The sequence below is a fragment of the Pseudomonas sp. VMV1 genome, from assembly GCF_056790235.1.
Window position 1 is genome coordinate 479,601 of record NZ_JBXGSE010000002.1, and the last position, 20,000, is coordinate 499,600.

Sequence of the window (20,000 nt, forward strand, 5' to 3'; positions counted from 1 at the left end):
TCCACCGATCCGTAACCAGTCCTGTATCGCCTCCGGAAAACCTTGCGGATTCAAGCTGTTGGGCAGTTGGCCCGGAGCTTGCTCAGGCCCCTGCGAACAGTGCGCTGCGTCAACTTTCCGTGACGACGGCACCGGCAAGCGAGGAATGGGTGTGAAAGTCGATAAATCCCTGATGATGGGCAACATGCGCGGTCTAGCTCGCGGCAACCTGGGCGTGCCGCTGGCCGTCCTGGCGATGCTCGCCATGATGACCCTGCCGATGCCGCCGTTCCTGCTGGACGTGCTGTTCACCTTCAACATCGCCCTGTCGATCGTGGTCCTGCTGGTCAGCGTCTACGCCTTGCGGCCGCTGGACTTCGCCGTCTTCCCGACCATCCTGCTGGTGTCGACCCTGTTGCGCCTGGCGCTGAACGTGGCCTCGAGCCGCGTGGTGTTGCTGCACGGCCAGGATGGCCACGACGCCGCGGGCAAGGTCATCCAGGCCTTCGGTGAGGTGGTGGTCGGCGGCAACTACGTGGTCGGTGCGGTGGTGTTCGCCATCCTCATGATCATCAACTTCGTGGTGGTGACCAAGGGTGCCGGCCGCATCTCCGAGGTGTCGGCGCGCTTCACCCTGGATGCCATGCCCGGCAAGCAGATGGCCATCGATGCCGACCTCAACGCTGGCATCATCGACCAGAACGAAGCCAAGAAGCGCCGGACCGAAGTGGGTCAGGAAGCCGATTTCTACGGCTCCATGGACGGTGCCAGCAAGTTCGTGCGCGGTGACGCCGTCGCCGGCCTGCTGATCCTCTTCATCAACCTCATCGGCGGCATGGCCATCGGCATGGCCCAGCACAGTCTGTCGTTCGGCGACGCTGCCCGCATCTACGCCCTGCTGACCATCGGTGACGGCCTGGTGGCCCAGGTCCCGTCGCTGCTGCTGTCGGTCGCCGCGGCCATCATGGTGACCCGCGTCTCTTCCGCCGAGGACATGGGTCAGCAAGTCAATCGTCAGATGTTTGCCTCGCCCAAGGCGCTGGCGGTATCGGCCTTCATCATCATCGCCATGGGCCTGGTGCCGGGCATGCCGCACCTGCCGTTCCTTGGTCTGGGCGGTGGTGCCGCCGCCGGTGCCTGGCTGATCTACAAGCGTCAGCGCCAGGCCAAGCAGACCGCCGAAGTCGAAGCCAAGAAGCAGCAGGACCTGGCTCCCGTGCAGCGCCCGGCCGAGGCCAAGGAGCTAGGTTGGGACGACGTGACCCCGGTGGACATGGTGGGTCTGGAAGTCGGCTACCGGCTGATCCCCATGGTTGATCGCAACCAGGGTGGTCAACTGCTGGCGCGGATCAAGGGCGTGCGCAAGAAGCTGTCCCAGGACCTCGGCTTTCTTATGCCTTCGGTCCATATTCGCGACAACCTGGACCTGCTGCCCAATGCCTATCGTTTGACGTTGATGGGCGTGAGCGTGGCCGAGGCCGAGATCTATCCCGACCGCGAACTGGCGATCAACCCCGGTCAGGTCTATGGCTCCCTCAATGGCGTCGCCGCCAAGGATCCGGCATTCGGTCTGGAAGCCGTCTGGATCGACGTCACCCAGCGTGATCAGGCCCAATCCCTGGGTTACACCGTGGTGGACGCCAGTACCGTGGTCGCCACCCACCTAAACCAGATCCTCTTCAAGCATGCCCACGAGCTGATTGGTCACGAAGAAGTCCAGCAATTGCTGCAGGTGCTGGCCAAGAGTTCGCCCAAGCTGGCCGAAGAATTGGTGCCCGGCATCGTCTCCCTGTCGACCCTGCTCAAGATCCTCCAGCAGCTGCTGCAGGAGCAGGTACCGGTCCGCGACATCCGCACCATCGCCGAAGCCATCGCCAACGTCGGTCCGCGGAGTCAAGATCCCGCCGCCATCGCCGGTGCCGTACGGGTCGCGTTGTCCCGCGCAATCGTCCAGAACATCGTAGGAATGGAGCCTGAGCTGCCTGTTATCACCCTTGAGCCAAGGTTGGAACAGATGTTGCTAAGTAGTATGCAGAAGGCCGGTCAGGGCGCCGAGGACGGTATGTTCCTTGAGCCTGGCATGGCTGAAAAACTGCAGCGTTCCCTTATCGAGGCAGCGCAGCGTCAGGAAATGATGGGTAAGCCAGTGGTGCTGCTGGTAGCTGGTGCGATCCGCGGGATGATGTCCCGCTTCGCCCGGATGGCAGCGCCGAACATGAGTGTACTGGCCTACCAGGAAATTCCGGACAACAAGCAGGTCACCATCGTCGCTACCGTTGGCCAGAATGGCTGAGGTCTAGATCATGCAAGTCAAACGTTTCTTCGCTGCCGATATGCGTCAAGCCATGAAGCTGGTACGCGACGAGCTGGGCCCTGATGCCGCCATCCTCAGCAACCGCCGGGTCGCCGGCGGGGTCGAGCTGACCGCGGCGCTGGACTACCAGGCTCCGGCACCGGCTGCGCCCAACGCGGAGCTGCAGGCGGAGTTGCGCAAGACCCATGCGAAGATCGCCCAGGCCCATGCCGACCTCAGCATCCGCGCGCCGGGCGTGCCCTCGGCCGCGCCCAAGGACAAGCAGCTGCTCGGCGCCATCAGTGCTGCCGACAGTCGTCGCGAGCCGGTGATCGCCCCGCCGCGTGCCCCCCAACCGGCTGCTGCGGCAGCTGCCGCCAGCGCCGCGCCGGAAGACCGCCGCGCCCTGGAAGCCATGCGCAGCGAACTCAGTGGCCTGCGTGAACTGCTGGAAGTCCAGCTGGGCTCCATGGCCTGGACGCAGGTGCAGTCCACCCGTCCGGAGCAGGCCGGCCTCTGGCGCCGTCTGCAACGCATGGGGCTGCCGGCCGACCTGGCCCGCCACCTGCTCGACAGCGTGGCCAAGATCCAGGACCCGCGCCATGCCTGGCGCATGCTGCTGGCCAACTTCGCCCAGCTGGCCAAGACCACTGACGCCAAGATTTTGGAGGAGGGCGGCATCGTCGCCTTCGTCGGCCCGGCCGGAATGGGCAAGACCACCACCCTGGCCAAGCTCGCCGCCAACTACGTGCTCAAGTACGGTCCCCAGAGTCTGGCGCTGGTCAGCATGGACAGCTTCCGCATCGGTGCCCAGGAGCAGATCAAGACCCTGGGCCGCATCCTCGACGTACCGGTGACCCTGGTCGATCCGGGCCAGTCCCTGGCGCAGGCCCTGGCGCCCCTGGCACGCAAGCGTCTGGTGCTGATCGATACCGCGGGCATGCCCGCCAACGATCCGGCGCTCAAGGCGCAGCTCGAAGCCCTGGCGAACCGCCAGCTGAAGATTCGCAATTACCTGGTGCTGGGTGTCACCAGCCAGAGCCAGGTGCTCAAGGCGGCCTATCACAGCTATCGGCGCTGCGGTCTGAGCGGCTGCGTGCTGACCAAGCTGGACGAGGCCGCCAGCCTCGGCGAAGCCCTGGGCCTGGCCATCAGCCAGCGCCTGCCGGTGGCCTACATCGCCGATGGTCCGCGCATCCCGGACGATCTACATCAGGCCCGCAGCCACCAGCTGGTGAGCCGCGCCGTGAGCCTGCAGGCGTCCGAAGAGCCGAGCGAAGAAACCATGGCCGGCATGTTCGCCGGCCTGTATCAGAGCAATGCCCGCCGCGCCGGTTAGCGCCGACGAACGGTGGTGGTGCATCGCATGCCTGGGCACGCCAAATGCACTTGGTCTAAAGTGTGACGGATTTCAATCAAAGGTATCAGGCAATGGGTAGCATGCATCCCGTCCAAGTCATAGCGGTCACGGGCGGTAAAGGCGGTGTCGGCAAGACCAATGTGTCGGTCAACCTGGCCTTGGCCCTGGCCGATATCGGGCGGCGCGTCATGCTGCTCGACGCCGACCTGGGCCTTGCCAACATCGACGTTCTGCTCGGGCTGTCGCCCAAGCGCACCTTGGCCGACGTCATTTCCGGCGAGTGTGAGCTGCGCGACGTGCTGCTGCACGGGCCGGGCGGCATCCGCATCGTCCCGGCAGCCTCGGGCACCCAGGCGATGGTCAATCTGACGCCGGCCCAGCATGCCGGTCTGATCCAGGCCTTCAGCGACATCAGCGAGAACCTCGACGTGCTCATCGTCGATACCGCTGCCGGCATCGGCGACCAGGTGGTCAGCTTCGTCCGCGCCGCCCAGGAAGTCCTGGTCGTGGTGTGCGACGAGCCCACCTCCATCACTGATGCCTACGCCCTGATCAAGCTGCTCAATCGCGACCATGGCGTCACCCGTTTCCGGGTGTTGGCGAATATGGCGCTGACACCCCAGGAAGGCCGCAATCTCTTTGCTAAGCTGACCAAGGTGACCGACAGATTCCTGGATGTCGCCTTGCAATACGTGGGCGCCATTCCGTTCGATGAAGCGGTGCGCAAAGCGGTACAGAAACAGCGCCCCGTGTACGAAGCCTTTCCGCGTGCCAAGGCCTCACTGGCCTTTCGTGCGGTGGCTCAGAAAGTCGATGGCTGGCCGCTGCCCGCCAATCCGCGCGGCCATCTCGAGTTCTTTGTCGAGCGCCTTGTGCAACCAGCCATCGGTACCCACGCATGACAGCATCCAGCGGGCTTCGCATGTACAGCAAAACCTCGGAACGTACCCAGCAGGAGCAGCTCATCAACCGCTACGCGCCGTTGGTGAAACGCATCGCCTACCATCTCCTGGCGCGCCTGCCGGCGAGCGTACAGGTCGAAGACCTGATGCAGGCCGGCATGATCGGTCTGCTGGAGGCCTCGCGCAAATACGACGCCGGCAAGGGCGCCAGCTTCGAGACCTACGCTGGCATCCGCATCCGCGGTGCCATGCTCGATGAGGTCCGGAAGGGCGACTGGGCACCGCGCTCGGTGCACCGCAACACGCGCATGGTCACCGACGCCATTCGGGCAGTGGAAGCGCGCACTGGTCGTGACGCTAAAGATTCCGAAGTCGCGGCCGAACTTAAATTGAGTCTGGATGAGTACTACGGCATCCTTGGCGACACCATGGGGAGTCGCCTGTTCAGCTTCGACGACCTCATGGAGGGTGGTGAGCATGGGCTCGAGGAGAGCGGTTCGCATGAACTCGAGCCCGGTCGCGGTCTGGAAGACGAGCGCTTCCGCAAGGCCCTGGCCGAGGCCATCGCCAATCTTCCGGAGCGTGAACGTCTGGTGCTCTCGCTGTATTACGACGAGGAACTCAACCTCAAGGAAATCGGCGAGGTGCTGGGTGTGAGCGAGTCACGTGTCTGCCAACTTCACAGTCAATGCGCGGCACGCCTGCGGGCGCGGCTGGCGGAATGGCGTTCGCGTTAACCGGCTGGTACTCAGGCTACTACGATTGCTTAGACGCGCCTTGTGGCGTGTGTGCGGATTAGGACGGAGGTCGACTTGGACAAGAACATGAAAATCCTCATCGTGGACGATTTTTCCACGATGAGACGCATCATCAAGAATTTGCTGCGCGATCTGGGATTCACCAATACCGCCGAAGCAGACGACGGTAATACCGCACTGCCGATGCTGCAGAGCGGCAACTTCGATTTTCTCGTCACCGACTGGAACATGCCTGGCATGACCGGCATCGATCTGCTGCGCCAGGTCCGCGCCGACGCGCGCCTGAAGACCCTGCCGGTGCTGATGGTGACCGCCGAGGCCAAGCGTGAGCAGATCATCGAAGCCGCTCAGGCCGGCGTGAATGGCTATGTGGTCAAGCCTTTCACCGCCCAGGTGCTGAAAGAAAAGATCGACAAGATCTTCGAGCGGGTGAACGGCTGAAGAAAGCCGCGGGGACGTTATGGATCAGCTTGGCACCAACAGCTTCAGCGACTTCGAGTCGAATCTAAAACAGCACGCCCAAGAGCTGGTGAAATGCCTGGAAAGCGGCGATTTCACCCAGGCCGTGCATGTTATCAATGAGCTCAATCAACTGCGTGACCGGGGTCTTTACCAGGAAGTCGGCAAGCTGACCCGCGAGCTGCACAATGCCATCGTCAACTTCGAGATCGATCCGCGCGGCATGGCCGGCGAAGAGGTCTCCCAGATCAGCGATGCCACCGATCGTCTCTCCTACGTGGTGAAGATGACCGAGAACGCTGCCAACCGAACCATGGATCTGGTGGAGGAGAGCGCACCGCTGGTAGGCAACTTCGGCGACGAGGCCCGTGCCGTGCATGCCGACTGGAAGAAATTCATGCGCCGGGAAATGGGCGCGGACGAATTCCGCGAACTGGCCAAGCGCGTCGACGCCTTCCTCAGCCACAGCGAGAGCAGTGCCGAGCAGCTGTCGGCCAAGCTCAACGACATTCTCCTCGCGCAGGACTACCAGGATCTCACCGGTCAGGTGATCAAGCGGGTCGTCAATCTCGTCGGGCAGATCGAGAAAGACCTCGTCAAGCTGGTGATGATGGCCAGTCAGGTCGATCGCTATACCGGCTTCAGTCACGATCACACCGCGCTGATCGAACAGAATCGAAAAGAAAAGACGATGAAGGGTGAAGGTCCGCAGATTCATGCCGATAAGCGTGAAGACGTCGTGGCCGCTCAGGTCGACGTCGACGATCTTCTATCCAGTCTGGGCTTTTGACCCAGACCCTCTTGGGGAGTGCAGGAATGAGCTTCGACGCCGATGAAGAAATCCTCCAGGATTTCCTGGTAGAGGCCGGCGAGATTCTCGAACAGTTGTCCGAACAATTGGTCGAGCTGGAAAGCCGCCCGGATGACATGGATCTGCTGAATGCCATTTTCCGTGGCTTCCATACCGTAAAGGGCGGTGCCGGTTTCCTGCAGCTCCATACCCTGGTCGAGTGCTGCCATATCGCGGAAAACGTGTTCGACATCCTGCGCAAAGGCGAACGCCGCGTGGATGCCGAGCTGATGGATGTAGTGCTGCAGGCACTGGATTCCGTCAACGAAATGTTCGGTCAGGTCCGTGAACGCGAAGAGCCGACCCCGGCCTCGCCTGAATTGCTGGCGGCCCTGGCCCGCCTGGCCGAACCCGCCGGCAGTGAGCCGGCGCCGGTTCCGGTTGCGCCCGTGGCTGTTGCCCCGGTCGCCGCCGCAGAGCCCGCTCCGACCGCCGCGGCGGCTGCCGAGCCGGAACTGAGCGATGCCGATTTCCAGAACCTGCTCGATGCCCTGGGTAGCGAGCCGGGTGCCGACCAGGGGGCCACTGCGGAAACCGCCAGTGCCGCCGGTGGCGAGGACATCACCGACGACGAATTCGAGGCCTTGCTCGATCAGCTGCATGGCAAAGGCAAGTTCAACGAGGCGCCAGCGGCGGCTCCGGTGGCTGCCACGGCACCTGCGCCGGCCGCCACGGGTGGCGACGAGATCACCGATGACGAATTCGAAGCCCTGCTCGACGAGCTGCACGGCAAGGGCAAGTTCGTCGCGAACGAGGCTCCTGCGCCGGCCGCATCGGCACCCGTCACGGCTGCTCCGGCGGCGGCGAGTGGTGATGAGATCACCGATGACGAGTTCGAATCCCTGCTTGATGAACTCCATGGCAAGGGCAAGTTCAGTGGTCCCGCCGAGCCCGTAGCTGCACCGGTTGCCGCTGCGCCGACACCGGTCGCCGCGCCTCAGCCCGTTCCGGCCCCGGCCCCGGCCCCAGCACCGGCACCGAAACCGGCCGCCGAGGTCGCTGCGCCCAAGCCGGCGGCACCTGCCGCGGCAGGCGAGCGTCCCACCAGCGAGGCGGAGACCACCGTGCGGGTCGATACCGCGCGGCTGGACGAGATCATGAACATGGTCGGCGAACTGGTGCTGGTGCGTAACCGCCTGGTACGCCTGGGCCTGAACAGCGGCGACGAGGCCATGGCCAAGGCCGTGTCCAACCTCGACGTGGTCACCGCGGATCTGCAGACCTCGGTCATGAAGACCCGAATGCAGCCGATCAAGAAAGTCTTCGGCCGCTTCCCGCGCCTGGTCCGCGATCTGGCGCGCAGCCTGAAGAAAGAGATCAACCTGGAGCTGGTCGGTGAAGAAACCGACCTGGACAAGAACCTGGTCGAGGCCCTGGCTGATCCGCTGGTGCACTTGGTGCGCAATGCGGTCGACCATGGCATCGAGGGGCCGGCCGAGCGTGAAGGCAACGGCAAGTCCCGCGCCGGACGCGTGGTGCTTTCCGCCGAGCAGGAAGGCGACCATATCCTGCTGTCGATTTCCGACGACGGCAAGGGCATGGACGCGGATCTGCTGCGTAACAAGGCGGTGGAAAAGGGCCTGCTCGACCGCGACGCGGCCGATCGCCTGACCGAGACCGAGTGCTTCAACCTGATCTTTGCCCCGGGTTTCTCCACCAAGGCCGAGATCTCCGACATCTCCGGCCGCGGCGTGGGCATGGACGTGGTCAAGACCAAGATCAGCCAGCTCAACGGTACCCTCAACGTCTTCTCGACCAAGGGCCAGGGCTCCAAGATCGTCATCAAGGTACCCCTGACCCTGGCGATCATGCCGACGCTGATGGTGATGCTGGGCAACCAGGCCTTCGCCTTCCCGCTGGTCAACGTCAACGAGATCTTCCACCTCGACCTGTCCCGCACCAACGTGGTGGATGGCCAGGAAGTGGTGGTGGTGCGCGACAAGGCACTGCCGCTCTTCTACCTCAAGCGTTGGCTGGTACCTGGTGCAGCCCACGTGGAGCAGGGCGAGGGGCACGTGGTGATCCTCTCGGTCGGCACCCAGCGTATCGGCTTCGTGGTCGATCAGCTGGTGGGCCAGGAAGAGGTGGTCATCAAGCCACTCGGCAAGATGCTGCAGGGCACGCCCGGCATGTCGGGGGCGACCATCACTGGCGACGGCCGCATCGCGCTCATCCTCGATGTACCCAGCATGCTCAAGCGCTACGCCCGTCGCGGGCTCTGAGTCGGCCAGGTACGAGCGGCGTCGGGTCCTGTGCCCGGCGCCATCGGGTGGCCTGAGCCGCCCCAAGTTAGGAGTTTCAAGGTATGCCGGTAAAAGTACTGGTGGTAGACGATTCCGGCTTCTTCCGGCGTCGGCTCAAGGAAATCCTGGCGGCCGACCCCAACATCTCGGTGGTGGGCACGGCCAGCAACGGGCGTGAGGGGGTCGATCAGGCCCTGGCACTGCGGCCCGATGTCATCACCATGGATTACGAGATGCCGATGATGGACGGCATCACTGCCGTCCGCCATATCATGCAGAAGTGCCCGACTCCGGTACTGATGTTCTCCTCGCTCACCCATGAAGGCGCCCGGGTCACCCTGGATGCCCTGGATGCTGGCGCGGTCGACTACTTGCCGAAGAATTTTGAGGACATCTCGCGCAATCCGGCGAGTGTGCAGAAGCTGCTGTGCGAGAAGATCCACCATATCGCCCGTTCCAATCGCCGCTTTGCGGTGGCACCCAGTGTCGCGCCGGCAGCGTCCGCGAGTCCGGCGGCTGCATCGGCAAGTGCCCGGACGGTGACCCGGCCGGCGGCGCCCAGTGCGACCCAGGCTGGCCACGCGCCCAGTACCCCGGCGTCACCACCGCCCAAGCGCAAGCACTACCGCTTGGTGGCCATCGGTACGTCCACCGGCGGCCCAGTGGCCCTGCAGCGCGTGCTGACCCAACTGCCAGCCAATTTCCCGGCGCCGCTGGTGCTGATCCAGCACATGCCCGCCGCCTTCACCAAGGCCTTCGCCGAGCGTCTGGACAAGCTCTGCCGTATCAGCGTCAAGGAAGCCGAGGACGGCGATCAGCTGCGTCCGGGGTTGGCGCTGCTGGCGCCCGGGGGCAAGCAGATGATGGTGGATGGCCGCGGCATGGTGAAGATCCTGCCCGGCGACGAGCGCCTCAACTACAAACCCTGCGTCGACGTGACCTTTGGCTCCGCGGCCAAGGCCTATGCCGACAAGGTGCTGGCGGTGGTCCTGACCGGCATGGGCGCCGACGGTCGCGAAGGCGCGCGGATGCTCAAGCAGGTCGGTAGCCAGGTGTGGGCCCAGGACGAAGCCAGTTGCGTCATCTATGGGATGCCGATGGCCATCGCCAAGGCCAACCTGGCCGATGCCATCTACGGCCTGGAAGACATCGGCAGGCACCTGACCGAGGCCTGTTCGTGACGGCAGGCGTTCATTCGCCAGAAGGGCATTGAGCGTGGACGTCCTCAGCCTTATCGGCATCCTGCTGGCCTTCACCGCCATCATGGGCGGCAATCTGCTGGAGGGCGGCTCCTTCGCCGCCCTGGCCAATGGCCCGGCGGCGCTGATCGTGGTGGGTGGGACCCTCGGTGCCGTGCTGTTGCAGACCCGGCTACCGGTGCTGCGCCGCGCCCTGACCATGCTGGGGTGGGTGTTCGTGCCGCCAACGCTGGACCTCACCGGTGGCATTCGCAAGGTGGTCAATTGGAGCAGCGTGGCGCGCAAGGAAGGCCTGTTGGGTCTCGAGCCCCTGGTCGCCCGCGAGGCCGATCCCTATGCCGCCAAGGGGCTGCAGCTGCTGGTGGACGGCACTGAGCCCGAGACCCTGCGCAGCATTCTGGAAGTGGACCTCTACGGCCAGGAAGATCGTGACATCGCCGCCGCCAAGGTCTATGAAGCCATGGGCGGCTATGCGCCAACCGTCGGCATCATCGGTGCGGTGATGGGCCTGATCCACGTCATGCAGAATCTCGCCGATCCCTCACAGCTGGGTAGCGGCATCGCGGTGGCCTTCGTCGCCACCATCTATGGCGTCGCCTTTGCCAACCTGCTGCTATTGCCCATCGGCAACAAGCTCAAGGCGTTGGCCCAGCAGCAGTCCCGTTACCGGGAAATGCTGCTGGAAGGGCTGATGTCCATCGGCGAAGGCGAGAATCCGCGGTCCATCGAAATGAAGCTGCAAGGTTTCCTGGACTAGGAGAGCGCCGCATGCCTCGCCGCCGCCGTCCCGAAGAGCACGAGAACCACGAACGCTGGCTGGTCTCCTACGCGGACTTCATCACCCTGTTGTTCGCCTTCTTCGTGGTCATGTATTCCATTTCCTCGTTGAACGAGAGCAAGTACAAGGTGCTCTCGGACAGCCTGTCAGGCATCTTCAGCCAGCCAGAGCGGTCGCTCAAACCTATCACCCTTGGCGATCAGCGTCCGGCGGGAACGACGCCTGCGGTAATGGACACCAGCGCCGCCCAGAGCGCCAAGGGCACGCCTAGCGATCCGCTGCAGCAGATCGCCGACAGCGTGCGATCCACCTTCGGCGATCTCATCGCCGGCGACCAACTGAACATCAAGGCCAGTGAGATGTGGCTGGAAATCGAGCTCAGCTCCAACCTGCTCTTTGCCAGCGGTGACTCTCTGCCGAGCAATCCCGCCTTTGGCCTCATGGAAAAGGTGGCCAAGATTCTGGCGCCGTTCAAAAATCCGATCCAGGTACAGGGCTACACGGACGACCGTCCCATCAGCACGGCGCTGTATCCCACCAACTGGGAGCTATCAGCGGCCCGGGCCGCCAGTATCGTGCGGCTGCTGATCGGCAATGGCATCGCCCCGCAGCGCTTGGCTGTGGTCGGCTATGGCGCCTATCAGCCGGTGGTCGACAACACCAGTGACGTCAACCGAGCCCGCAATCGGCGGGTGGTTCTGCTGATCTCGCGCAATCTAGACTTGTTCCGGCCACAGAGCACCTTGCAAAATTCGTCGACTGGCACACAATCTGCAGCATCGCCTGGAGAGCTGACGCCCAAGGGGGCGCCTGTCAAATCTTCGTCGCCGGCCTCTGTGCCGGCCCCTTGACCCGGTCGGTTATGTCGTCGGGAGGAAGTCTGCACATGAGAGTCTGGGCTGTCGCCAATCAGAAGGGTGGGGTGGGGAAGACCACCACCACCGTTGCCCTCGCCGGGTTGCTAGGCGATGAAGGCAAGCGCGTCTTGCTGGTGGACCTGGATCCCCATGGTTCCCTGACCAGCTATTTCGGTCAGGATCCGGACAGTCTCGAGCACAGCGTGTTCGACCTGTTCCAACACGGCGGTCAGGTCCCGGAAGGCCTGCCGAAGCGTCTGCTGCTGCCGACCAGCCATCCGCAGTTGTCGATGCTGCCGTCCAGTACCGCCCTGGCTACCTTGGAACGCCAGTCGCCTGGGCAGAGCGGATTGGGCTTGGTGATTTCCAAGAGCCTGGCGCAACTGTGGAACGACTTCGACCACGTGCTGATCGATAGCCCACCGCTGCTGGGAGTGTTGATGGTCAACGCTCTGGCGGCCAGCCAGCATCTGGTGATTCCCACCCAGACCGAATTCCTGGCACTCAAGGGGTTGGAGCGCATGGTCAACACCCTGACCATGATCAACCGCTCGCGCAAGCAGGCGCTGCCCTACACCATAGTGCCGACCCTGTTCGATCGCCGTACCCAGGCCTCCATTGGGACGTTGAAGGTATTGCGCAATACCTATCCTGCGCAGTTGTGGCAGGCCTTCATTCCCATCGATACCCGGCTGCGCGATGCCAGTCGCTCCGGGCAGGTGCCGTCGCGCTATGAACTCAACAGCCGCGGTGTCATCGCTTACCGGGCGCTGCTACGGCATCTGCTCGAAGGGGCGCCCAGTAGCCAGGTCGCCTGATTCAAGTTTTCCATCCTTCCAGCCGATAGGCTGGACAACCCACCCACGTAGATCGCCATGAGCCAACCGACGTCCCTCGACAATCGTCCGCAGCGTGTCCTTCAGGGCTATCTCGATGCCCTGCTGCTGGATGCGTTCCTGGAGCTGCCGACCGCTGAAGTCGCGCCTGCCGTGGCGCCCGTGGTCGTGCCCGCAGAGCCGATCGCCAGCGTCAGCGAAGACGAGTTCGCCGCCGCCGTGCGCGAAGAGCTCGAGCGCGACGCCGCGCGACAGCCCCGGGTCGTGCCGTTGACCGCGCGCCGCGCAGGCGTTGCGCTGGCCGAGCGCTCCCCGGCGGAGGTCCTGTTGCCAGTGACCCTGCCCGTGGCGGCGCCGGACACCGATATCGAGCTGGATTGGCGCGTCCCTGAATTGGCCCCGGTCGCCGAGCCGCCGCGTCCCATCGTGGAAGGCATCGCTGTGGGCAATGTGCCGTCGCAATCGTTGCTGGTCGGCGGCGCACCGCCCGGTGGCGTAGCGCTGGAGGGCCGGCCCGAATGGGGCGAGGAACCCTTCGAATGCCTGTTGTTCGACGTCGCCGGCTTGACCCTGGCCGCGCCTCTGGTCTGCCTGGGCTCCATCTACCCACTTGCCGACGAAGAGTTGACGCCGCTGTTCGGTCAGCCAGACTGGTTCCTGGGCCTGCTACCCTGCCAGGCAGGTAACCTGCGCGTTCTCGATGCGGCGCGCTGGGTGATGCCCGAACGTTACCGTGACGACTACCGTGAGGGCCTGAAATTCGTGATATCGCTGCAAGGTCTGGACTGGGGCCTGGCCGTGCATGGCGTCAGCCATTCGGTACGACTGGATCCCGCCGAGGTCAAATGGCGGAATCAGCGCGCTACCCGGCCCTGGCTGGCCGGTACGGTGATCGATCAGATGTGTGCGCTGCTGGATGTGGCGGCGCTCGCTGAACAGGTGGTGGGTGGCCGTCGCTAGGGCTGCCCGCCGCAACTAACCAGCGGGTTCGCCCGCTTCGCCGCACGTGCGGTATTTGACGAGGCTAGGGAACATGAAAAAAACGTCCGCACAGGGTTCCGAAGATCCGGTCCTGCAATGGGTTACCTTCCGCCTGGATAACGAGACCTACGGCATCAACGTGATGCAGGTCCAGGAAGTCCTGCGCTATACCGAAATCGCTCCGGTACCGGGTGCGCCGAGCTATGTGCTGGGTATCATCAACCTGCGCGGCAACGTGGTGACGGTGATCGACACCCGCCAGCGCTTTGGTCTGCTGCCCACCGAGGTGACCGACAACACCCGTATCGTCATCATCGAGGCCGACAAGCAGGTCGTCGGTATCCTGGTCGACAGCGTGGCCGAGGTGGTCTACCTGCGGCAGTCGGAGATCGAGACCGCGCCGAACGTCGGCAATGACGAATCCGCCAAGTTCATCCAAGGCGTGTGCAACAAGAACGGCGAGCTGCTCATCCTGGTCGAGCTCGACAAGCTGATGACCGAAGAAGAGTGGTCGGAGCTGGAAAGCATCTGATGCTCGTCGGGCTGATCCTGCTCAGCGTCGCGCTGGGGCTGGCCTGTGCCGGCCTCGGTGGTTGCTGCTGGCTGCTCTGGCAACGCCAGCAGCAGCAGGTAGCGAAACAGGTTGAGCGGGACGCCCTTGTCGACAAGCGTATGCAGATTTTGCTCAAGCGCCTGGAAACCTACCAGGCCGGGCAGGTGCGCATGGGTGAGCAGGTGCAGGGACTGGCCAAGGTGGTGGCGCCCTTGCCTGATCGGTTGACCCAGATCGAGCAGAGCGACCCTACCAGTCTGTCCTTTTCCCAGGCTGCGCGCCTGGTGGGATTGGGCGCCAGCGCCGACGATCTCACCCAGGCCTGTGGCCTCTCCCAGGCCGAAGCCGAGCTGGTAGCCCGGCTGCATCGGCAGCGCCAGCAGCGCTCCGGCTAATCTGCCTTTGACGCCGCCTGCGCAGGATCGCCGCCTTAGCTGACGATCCAGTGGTAGAGCGCGATCACTACCAGCACGGCCAGCACCGGTTTGGCGATGCGATAGGCCTTGGGATGGCGCCGCTTGAATTTCTTCACGCCGCCACCGATACGATCACCGAATCTCTTGCTGAAGGCATAGGCCTGGTTGATGCCGCCTACGCGTTCGCCTTCGACGTTCTGCGGCGCTGTGGCACTACCCAGGAAGCGGCTGACTGCCTGGTTGATGCGCGTCAGCAGACGGTTGCGCAATGGCCGTTCCACATCGCAGAACAGGATGACCCGGGTCTGGTCGGTCTCGTTCTTCACCCAGTGCACATAGGTTTCGTCGAACATCACATCCTCGCCATCGCGCCAGGCATAGGGCTGGCCGTCGACATAGATGCGGCAGGCATCCGAGTTGGGCGTGGCCAGACCCAGGTGATAGCGCAGCGAGCCGCCGAAGGGATCGCGATGCGGATTCAGATGGCTGCCGCCTGGTAGCAGGGCGAACATGGCGCCCTTGACGTTGGGGATCTGCCGCACCAGTTCGACGGTGCGCGGGCAAAGGGTCTGGGCGGAGGGCAGCGGTTCGCCGTACCAGGTCAGGTAGAAGCGCTTCCAGCCCTTCTTGAAGAAGGAACCGAAGCCGGCGTCGTTGTCCTTTTCCGCGGCGCGAATGTAGCCTTCGTCGAACAGCCGCAAGGCTTCGACGCGAATCTCCTGCCAATTGTCCTTAAGTACGTCCAGCTCCGGAAAGCGGCTGCGATCGAGGTAGGGCTTGGACGGGACGCTGGAGAACAGGTACATCAGGGCGTTGTAGGGGGCGAACACCGCCGAGTGGTTGACCAGTTGGCGCAGAAAGGGCAGGCGAGCGCGTCCGCGAAGGTGGACGAAGAGCACGCTGGCGACAAAGAGCAGGACGATCGCGAAGGTAATCATGGACAAATTCTGATCGGCAGCGCCCGAACCAGGGGCGGATAGGTCATGACTGCATTATTTCACCCCCGGGAAAGGCTTGCACTCGCTTCGTCGGCTGCGCAGGATGGACACCCTGGCGCGCGGCCGCTCCCGAGCCGTGCCCCCTTGGATGATCTAGACGAGTCGTATCGATGAGCATGTCCCTACGCGACCAGCTGCTGAAAGCCGGATTGGTCAATGAAAAGCAGGCCAAGCAGGCCGTCAAGCAGAAGCAGAAACAGAGCCGCATGGAGCATCGCGGGCAGACGGAAAAGGACCGCTCCCAGGAGCTGGCCGTCCAGCAGGCCCAGGCGGAAAAACTGGCCAAGGACCAGGAGCTCAATCGTGCTCAGGAAGACAAGAAGCGGCGCAAGGCCGAGCAGGCGCAGATCAAGCAGCTGATCGAAACGAGCCGCCTGCCCAAGCTGACCACCGAGGACTACTACAACTTCGTCGACGACAAGAAGGTCAAGCGCCTGTCGGTCAACGTCATGATGAGAGACAAGCTCAGCAAGGGCAGTCTGGCCATCGTGCGCTACGAGGGTCGCTACGAGGTGGTGCCGCGCGCCACCGCCGAACGTATCCAGGAGCGCGATCCCAAGCGGGTGGTACTGCTCAACGTGCAGAGCGGCGAGCCGGATCCGGACGATCCCTATGCCGCCTACCAGGTGCCGGACGACCTGATGTGGTGAAGTGCCGGGTCAGGCGTCCTGCCTGACCAGCATGTAGATGCGATAGACGGCGATGCTGGGGATCAGCTGCAGGAAGCCTGAAAGGGTCTGCAGTACGATCTCCAGCGCTGCGTCCTCGGCGAAATGCCGGGTGATCCAGGCGTCGAGCAGCCAGGCCGGCAGCACCGTGGCCAGGATGCATGCCAGCAGGGTGAAGAAGTGCCCACGGCTCAGGCGCAGGCTGCCACGCAGCGCATCCAGCGGCGCCCGTCCCTCCAGCACCAGCAGGTTCTCGGCGAAGGCCAGCTTGGCCATGATCAGAAAGCCCGGCACGATCAGCAGCGAAAAGCCCAGCATCACCAGCCCCGAGGTCAAGGCCGCGAGGAGGGCGAAGCGTGGCCAGAGCAGCAGTGCCGCGCCCCAGGCACCGCTCAGGCGCGGTGTGGTGCCCTGCGTACGCGCCTCCAGAAAGATCAGCAGGGCGGCGGTGTACAGCGGATAGCAGAGCAGGCTGACCAGCATGTCCCACAGCCCATTGGTCACGCCGAACCGCTCCAGCACCTGATAGCGCAGCAGGGCTTCGAGCAGCAGCCAGGGCAGGGTGAGGACGGCCAGGGGCCGCAGATTGCGGGCAAAGAAAGACAGCGAGTCGCGCAGGATATCGACAGGGTTCATGCAGCTCTTCCAGGCGGGCAGGAGGGCAGTCTAGCAGGGCGACCCGTTCGTCCGCAGACGTTCGAGCATGGCTGCGCTGGAGGTGACGGTGGCGTATTCGCCGTGCAGATTGGCCATGGCCATCGCATGGACCTCCTCGGCGCTGCGCGGCCGACCGGAGAAGTCGGTCTTGGCGAAGGTGTAGCAGGCGTCTTCGGCGACCCAAGTGGTGAAATCCAGATTGCCGGCGCTGCGCGCCGTGGCTTCCACCGAATTCTCACTGGCCACGCCACAGATCAGCAGTGAGTGGATACCGCGCTTGTGCAGCCAGCGTTCCAGGCCACTGTTGGCGAAGGCGTCCGGGACCTGCTTGTCGAACACCGGCTCGCCGTGCAGCGGCGCCAGGGCCGGCTGGAACTCCACCCCGGGCTGCCCTGGCCAGAACACCGAGCGCGGATCGCGCGACAGATGGCGGACATGTAACAACGGGGCCCGGGCCTGGCGCCAGGCCGCCAGCAGTTCAGCTATCCGTCGCTCGGCATCGGGATGGTTACGTGGCCCCAGGTGCGGGGCGCGGATGCCCTGTTGCTGGTCGATCAAAATGAGCAGTGGAGTCATGACCGAGTCTTCTTGAAAAACGACCAGACTCCCGTAGCACCTGCCGATTGTCCAGTTGCGGGCAGCGGTTCGGAACTCGATGGCGAGACGTCTCTTCAGATAGGGAGGGATGACGTGTGGTATCTGGCTGAATCCACGCTGAACGCCATGCGGATCCATCTTGAAATGGCGACCCTTCGTCATTATCTGGCTAGTAGCGCATCGCTTGCGCCTTTCAGTATCCAGGCCGTTCCCGGGGGAACGCCGTCAGTAGACCGTCTGCGGGAGGGTCATCATGCAACGCGAAGAAAGCCAGCTGATCGAGGGTCTGTTCGACCGTCTCAAGACCACCGAAGCGCGAACCGCGCCCCGCGACCGGGAGGCCGAGGCGCTGATCCAGCAGCGTCTGCGCGACCAGCCCGCGGCGCCCTATTACATGGCTCAGGCGATGTTGATCCAGGAAGCCGCCATCAAGCGGCTGGACCAGCGCGTCAAGGAGCTGGAAAGCCAGATGGCCCAGGTTCAGCAGAATCGCCCTGGCAGTGGCGGCTTTCTCTCCAGCCTGTTCGGTGGCAGCAGCAACCAGCCAGCCAGTGGCCCGGCACCTGCCAATGCGGCGCCTTCTCGCGGCTGGAACGATCCCGGTCCGGCGGCACCGCGTCAGGGCTACGGTCAGCCCAATCCGGGCTACGCCCAGCCTGCACCGGGCTATGGTGCGCCTCAGGCCGCACCGTCGCGCATGGGTGGTTTCATGGGCGGCGCCTTGCAGACTGCCGCCGGGGTAGCCGGGGGGATGCTCGCCGCCCAGGCGATCTCGGGGTTGTTCCATCATTCGCAGCCCGAGGAGATCGTCAACGTCATCAATGAGACACCAGCGACCGACCAGGGCCTGGCCGACGCCGGCTCCCAGGGTGGCTGGGCGGATAACGCCAGCTACGACAATGGCGGCGGTTTCCAGGACGCCGGGGGCTATCAGGATAACGGAGGCTTCCAGGATGCCGCCGACTATGGCGATACCAGCGGTGGTGGCTTCTTCGACGACGGTGGCGACGACGACTCTTTTATCTAGGTCGTCGCGCCCAGCCAGCCCTGGCGCCGCAAGGCCCCAGGGCTTTTTTGTGCGCGGCTTTAAGTGGAGATGAGCGGCAGCGGCCGCTCGAAGGGCGTCGATAGCACCACCACGGTACGGCTCATGCCGAATGTGGTAAGGGTGTCGATGAGGGCTTCCAGCTCGGCCATGTCGCGCACGGCGGCGCACAGCATCAGGCAGTCCTCGCCCGTGACCCGGTGACAGGCGAGGAGCTGGGGCAGGGCTTCCAGCTTCTTCAGCAACGGCCCCTGGCTGGTGCTGTGCAAGCGCAGCGAGATCAGGCATTCGGTGCCGTAGCCCAGGGCGCGGCGGTCGATACGGGCGCCATAGCCGGTGATGACGCCGGCGTCCTCAAGCTTGGCGATGCGCTCGGCAATGGCCGGCGCGGAGAGACCCAGGCGGCGGCCCAGTTCGGCGTAGCTGGCGCGGCCCTCCACCAGCAGCAGGTCGATGAGGCGTCGATCGATATGGTCCATGTCCCATTCCCTGCCTTCGAATCGAAGGTCCTTGTCCTTAAAGTCTGCCGAATCAAAGCCTGATCAGGCCCTTTCTCTCCCGACTGTATCTTAGCCGTCCTGGCACTCGCTCCTACAATGTCAGCCTGACCTACCAGGAATCTCTCGCGCATGGACACCTCCGCCTCGCCCTGCATCGCGCCGCGCCTGCCCAGTTGGCTGCCACTGTTAGCGGCCTTTTTCGCCCTCTATGTGGTCTGGGGTTCCACCTATCTGGTGATCCGTATCGGCGTGGCCCATTGGCCACCGCTGCTGATGGCAGGGCTGCGATTCCTCATCGCTGGGAGTCTGCTGCTCGGCTGGCTGCGCCTGCGGGGAGCGCCCTGGCCGACGGCGCGCGAGACCGCGGCTGCCGCGGTGATCGGCATTCTGTTGCTGGGCGTCGGCAATGGCGGCGTGACCCTGGCCGAGCATTGGGGTGTGACCTCCGGCATCGCGGCCTTGTCGATCGCCACGGTCCCGCTGTTCACCCTGTTGTTCGGCCTGCTCTGGGGGCAGCGCAATACCCTGCTGGAATGGGCCGGTATCGCCTTGGGGCTGGTAGGGATCGCGCTGCTCAATCTGGGCGATACGATGAGCGCCACGCCGCTCGGGGCTGCGGTGATCCTGCTCGCCGCGGCGGCCTGGGCCTTCGGCTCGATCTGGAGTCGCTACCTGCCGTTGCCACGCGGGGCTATGGCCAGTGCGGTGGAAATGTTGGTAGCTGGCGCTGTCCTGCTCAGCGCCAGCTACCTCAGTGGCGAGCGGCTGCAGCATTGGCCAGCCCTGGGCGGTTGGTTGGCGCTGGGCTATCTGGTGGTGTTCGGCTCCCTGATCGCCTTCAGTGCTTATCTCTACCTGCTGGGCCGGGTACGGCCGGCGGCGGCTACCAGCTATGCCTATGTGAATCCGGTGGTGGCGGTGCTGCTGGGTACCCTGTTCGTGGGTGAACGGATCGGTCCGGCGGAAATGCTGGCCATGCTCGTCATCGTGGGCGCGGTGGTGCTGATCGGCTTGCCGCAGTGGCGACGCCGCTGACGGCAGGCTAGGCTGGCGCGTCATCCAAGCGGAGTT

General features: G+C 64.1%; 21 protein-coding genes. 17 read left to right on the forward strand and 4 right to left on the reverse strand.

Going from position 1 to position 20,000, the window contains the following annotated elements; genetic code table 11:
- The first annotated feature begins 145 nt into the window (after nt 1-145).
- The 14 genes from flhA to ACUCV0_RS07835 all read left to right on the forward strand — a co-directional run bounded on the left by flhA (nt 146) and on the right by ACUCV0_RS07835 (nt 14,443).
- Nucleotides 146-2,272 (forward strand): flagellar biosynthesis protein FlhA, encoded by a 2,127-nt coding sequence (flhA, locus tag ACUCV0_RS07770; RefSeq protein WP_059315542.1) that lies wholly within the window; start codon nt 146-148, stop codon nt 2,270-2,272.
- A 10-nt stretch (nt 2,273-2,282) separates the two neighbouring features.
- On the forward strand, nt 2,283-3,611 hold the full coding sequence (flhF, locus tag ACUCV0_RS07775) for a flagellar biosynthesis GTPase FlhF (RefSeq protein ID WP_271655466.1): 1,329 nt from the start codon (nt 2,283-2,285) through the stop codon (nt 3,609-3,611).
- Nucleotides 3,612-3,703: 92 nt separating this feature from the next.
- Nucleotides 3,704-4,534, forward strand: a complete 831-nt coding sequence (gene fleN / locus ACUCV0_RS07780; RefSeq protein ID WP_059315540.1) for a flagellar synthesis regulator FleN — start codon at nt 3,704-3,706, stop codon at nt 4,532-4,534.
- Nucleotides 4,531-5,271: an RNA polymerase sigma factor FliA gene (gene fliA / locus ACUCV0_RS07785; protein ID WP_156428962.1), complete on the forward strand. Its 741-nt coding sequence runs from the start codon at nt 4,531-4,533 to the stop codon at nt 5,269-5,271. Before fleN ends, fliA begins: the two co-directional genes overlap by 4 nt.
- Before the next feature lie 87 nt (nt 5,272-5,358).
- Nucleotides 5,359-5,733, forward strand: coding sequence for a chemotaxis response regulator CheY (locus ACUCV0_RS07790; protein ID WP_169853335.1), 375 nt, complete (start codon nt 5,359-5,361; stop codon nt 5,731-5,733).
- Between the two features lie 19 nt (nt 5,734-5,752).
- Nucleotides 5,753-6,541, forward strand: coding sequence for a protein phosphatase CheZ (locus tag ACUCV0_RS07795; RefSeq protein ID WP_059315538.1), 789 nt, complete (start codon nt 5,753-5,755; stop codon nt 6,539-6,541).
- A 26-nt stretch (nt 6,542-6,567) separates the two neighbouring features.
- The gene (locus ACUCV0_RS07800; protein ID WP_482212436.1) at nt 6,568-8,823 is read left to right on the forward strand and encodes a chemotaxis protein CheA; all 2,256 of its coding nucleotides are present in this window, start codon (nt 6,568-6,570) and stop codon (nt 8,821-8,823) included.
- An 83-nt stretch (nt 8,824-8,906) separates the two neighbouring features.
- Nucleotides 8,907-10,025 (forward strand): protein-glutamate methylesterase/protein-glutamine glutaminase, encoded by a 1,119-nt coding sequence (locus tag ACUCV0_RS07805; protein ID WP_482212437.1) that lies wholly within the window; start codon nt 8,907-8,909, stop codon nt 10,023-10,025.
- Between the two features lie 34 nt (nt 10,026-10,059).
- Nucleotides 10,060-10,800, forward strand: a complete 741-nt coding sequence (locus tag ACUCV0_RS07810; protein WP_482212438.1) for a flagellar motor protein — start codon at nt 10,060-10,062, stop codon at nt 10,798-10,800.
- A gap of 11 nt (nt 10,801-10,811) precedes the next feature.
- On the forward strand, nt 10,812-11,672 hold the full coding sequence (motD, locus tag ACUCV0_RS07815; RefSeq protein WP_059315535.1) for a flagellar motor protein MotD: 861 nt from the start codon (nt 10,812-10,814) through the stop codon (nt 11,670-11,672).
- 35 nt (nt 11,673-11,707) lie between these two features.
- Complete coding sequence (locus ACUCV0_RS07820; RefSeq protein ID WP_059315534.1) at nt 11,708-12,496, forward strand: ParA family protein; 789 nt, start codon at nt 11,708-11,710, stop codon at nt 12,494-12,496.
- A 57-nt stretch (nt 12,497-12,553) separates the two neighbouring features.
- A complete protein-coding gene (locus ACUCV0_RS07825; protein WP_482212439.1) occupies nt 12,554-13,474 on the forward strand; it encodes a chemotaxis protein CheW in 921 nt (306 codons plus the stop codon).
- A 73-nt stretch (nt 13,475-13,547) separates the two neighbouring features.
- Nucleotides 13,548-14,027, forward strand: a complete 480-nt coding sequence (locus ACUCV0_RS07830; protein WP_007160357.1) for a chemotaxis protein CheW — start codon at nt 13,548-13,550, stop codon at nt 14,025-14,027.
- On the forward strand, nt 14,027-14,443 hold the full coding sequence (locus tag ACUCV0_RS07835) for a DUF2802 domain-containing protein (RefSeq protein ID WP_059315532.1): 417 nt from the start codon (nt 14,027-14,029) through the stop codon (nt 14,441-14,443). Before ACUCV0_RS07830 ends, ACUCV0_RS07835 begins: the two co-directional genes overlap by 1 nt.
- A gap of 35 nt (nt 14,444-14,478) precedes the next feature.
- Here ACUCV0_RS07835 and ACUCV0_RS07840 read toward each other — a convergent pair whose 3' ends face one another.
- Complete coding sequence (locus ACUCV0_RS07840) at nt 14,479-15,402, reverse strand: aspartyl/asparaginyl beta-hydroxylase domain-containing protein (protein WP_059315531.1); 924 nt, start codon at nt 15,400-15,402, stop codon at nt 14,479-14,481.
- A 170-nt stretch (nt 15,403-15,572) separates the two neighbouring features.
- On the opposite strand from ACUCV0_RS07840, the gene ACUCV0_RS07845 reads away from it, so the two are divergent.
- The gene (locus tag ACUCV0_RS07845) at nt 15,573-16,112 is read left to right on the forward strand and encodes a DUF2058 domain-containing protein (protein WP_059315530.1); all 540 of its coding nucleotides are present in this window, start codon (nt 15,573-15,575) and stop codon (nt 16,110-16,112) included.
- Nucleotides 16,113-16,121: 9 nt separating this feature from the next.
- Here ACUCV0_RS07845 and ACUCV0_RS07850 read toward each other — a convergent pair whose 3' ends face one another.
- Together ACUCV0_RS07850 and ACUCV0_RS07855 are read right to left on the reverse strand one after the other, a co-directional pair.
- Nucleotides 16,122-16,766, reverse strand: a complete 645-nt coding sequence (locus tag ACUCV0_RS07850) for a YciC family protein (protein ID WP_059315529.1) — start codon at nt 16,764-16,766, stop codon at nt 16,122-16,124.
- A gap of 30 nt (nt 16,767-16,796) precedes the next feature.
- Nucleotides 16,797-17,363, reverse strand: a complete 567-nt coding sequence (locus ACUCV0_RS07855) for a cysteine hydrolase family protein (RefSeq protein WP_482212440.1) — start codon at nt 17,361-17,363, stop codon at nt 16,797-16,799.
- A gap of 274 nt (nt 17,364-17,637) precedes the next feature.
- Between ACUCV0_RS07855 and ACUCV0_RS07860 the strand changes: the two genes are divergently transcribed.
- The gene (locus tag ACUCV0_RS07860) at nt 17,638-18,411 is read left to right on the forward strand and encodes a DUF2076 domain-containing protein (protein ID WP_482212441.1); all 774 of its coding nucleotides are present in this window, start codon (nt 17,638-17,640) and stop codon (nt 18,409-18,411) included.
- 59 nt (nt 18,412-18,470) lie between these two features.
- Here ACUCV0_RS07860 and ACUCV0_RS07865 read toward each other — a convergent pair whose 3' ends face one another.
- Complete coding sequence (locus ACUCV0_RS07865) at nt 18,471-18,908, reverse strand: Lrp/AsnC family transcriptional regulator (protein ID WP_482212442.1); 438 nt, start codon at nt 18,906-18,908, stop codon at nt 18,471-18,473.
- A 150-nt stretch (nt 18,909-19,058) separates the two neighbouring features.
- Here ACUCV0_RS07865 and yedA point away from each other — a divergent pair, with 150 nt between their 5' ends.
- Nucleotides 19,059-19,964 (forward strand): drug/metabolite exporter YedA, encoded by a 906-nt coding sequence (gene yedA / locus ACUCV0_RS07870; protein ID WP_271655460.1) that lies wholly within the window; start codon nt 19,059-19,061, stop codon nt 19,962-19,964.
- Nucleotides 19,965-20,000 lie beyond the last annotated feature (36 nt).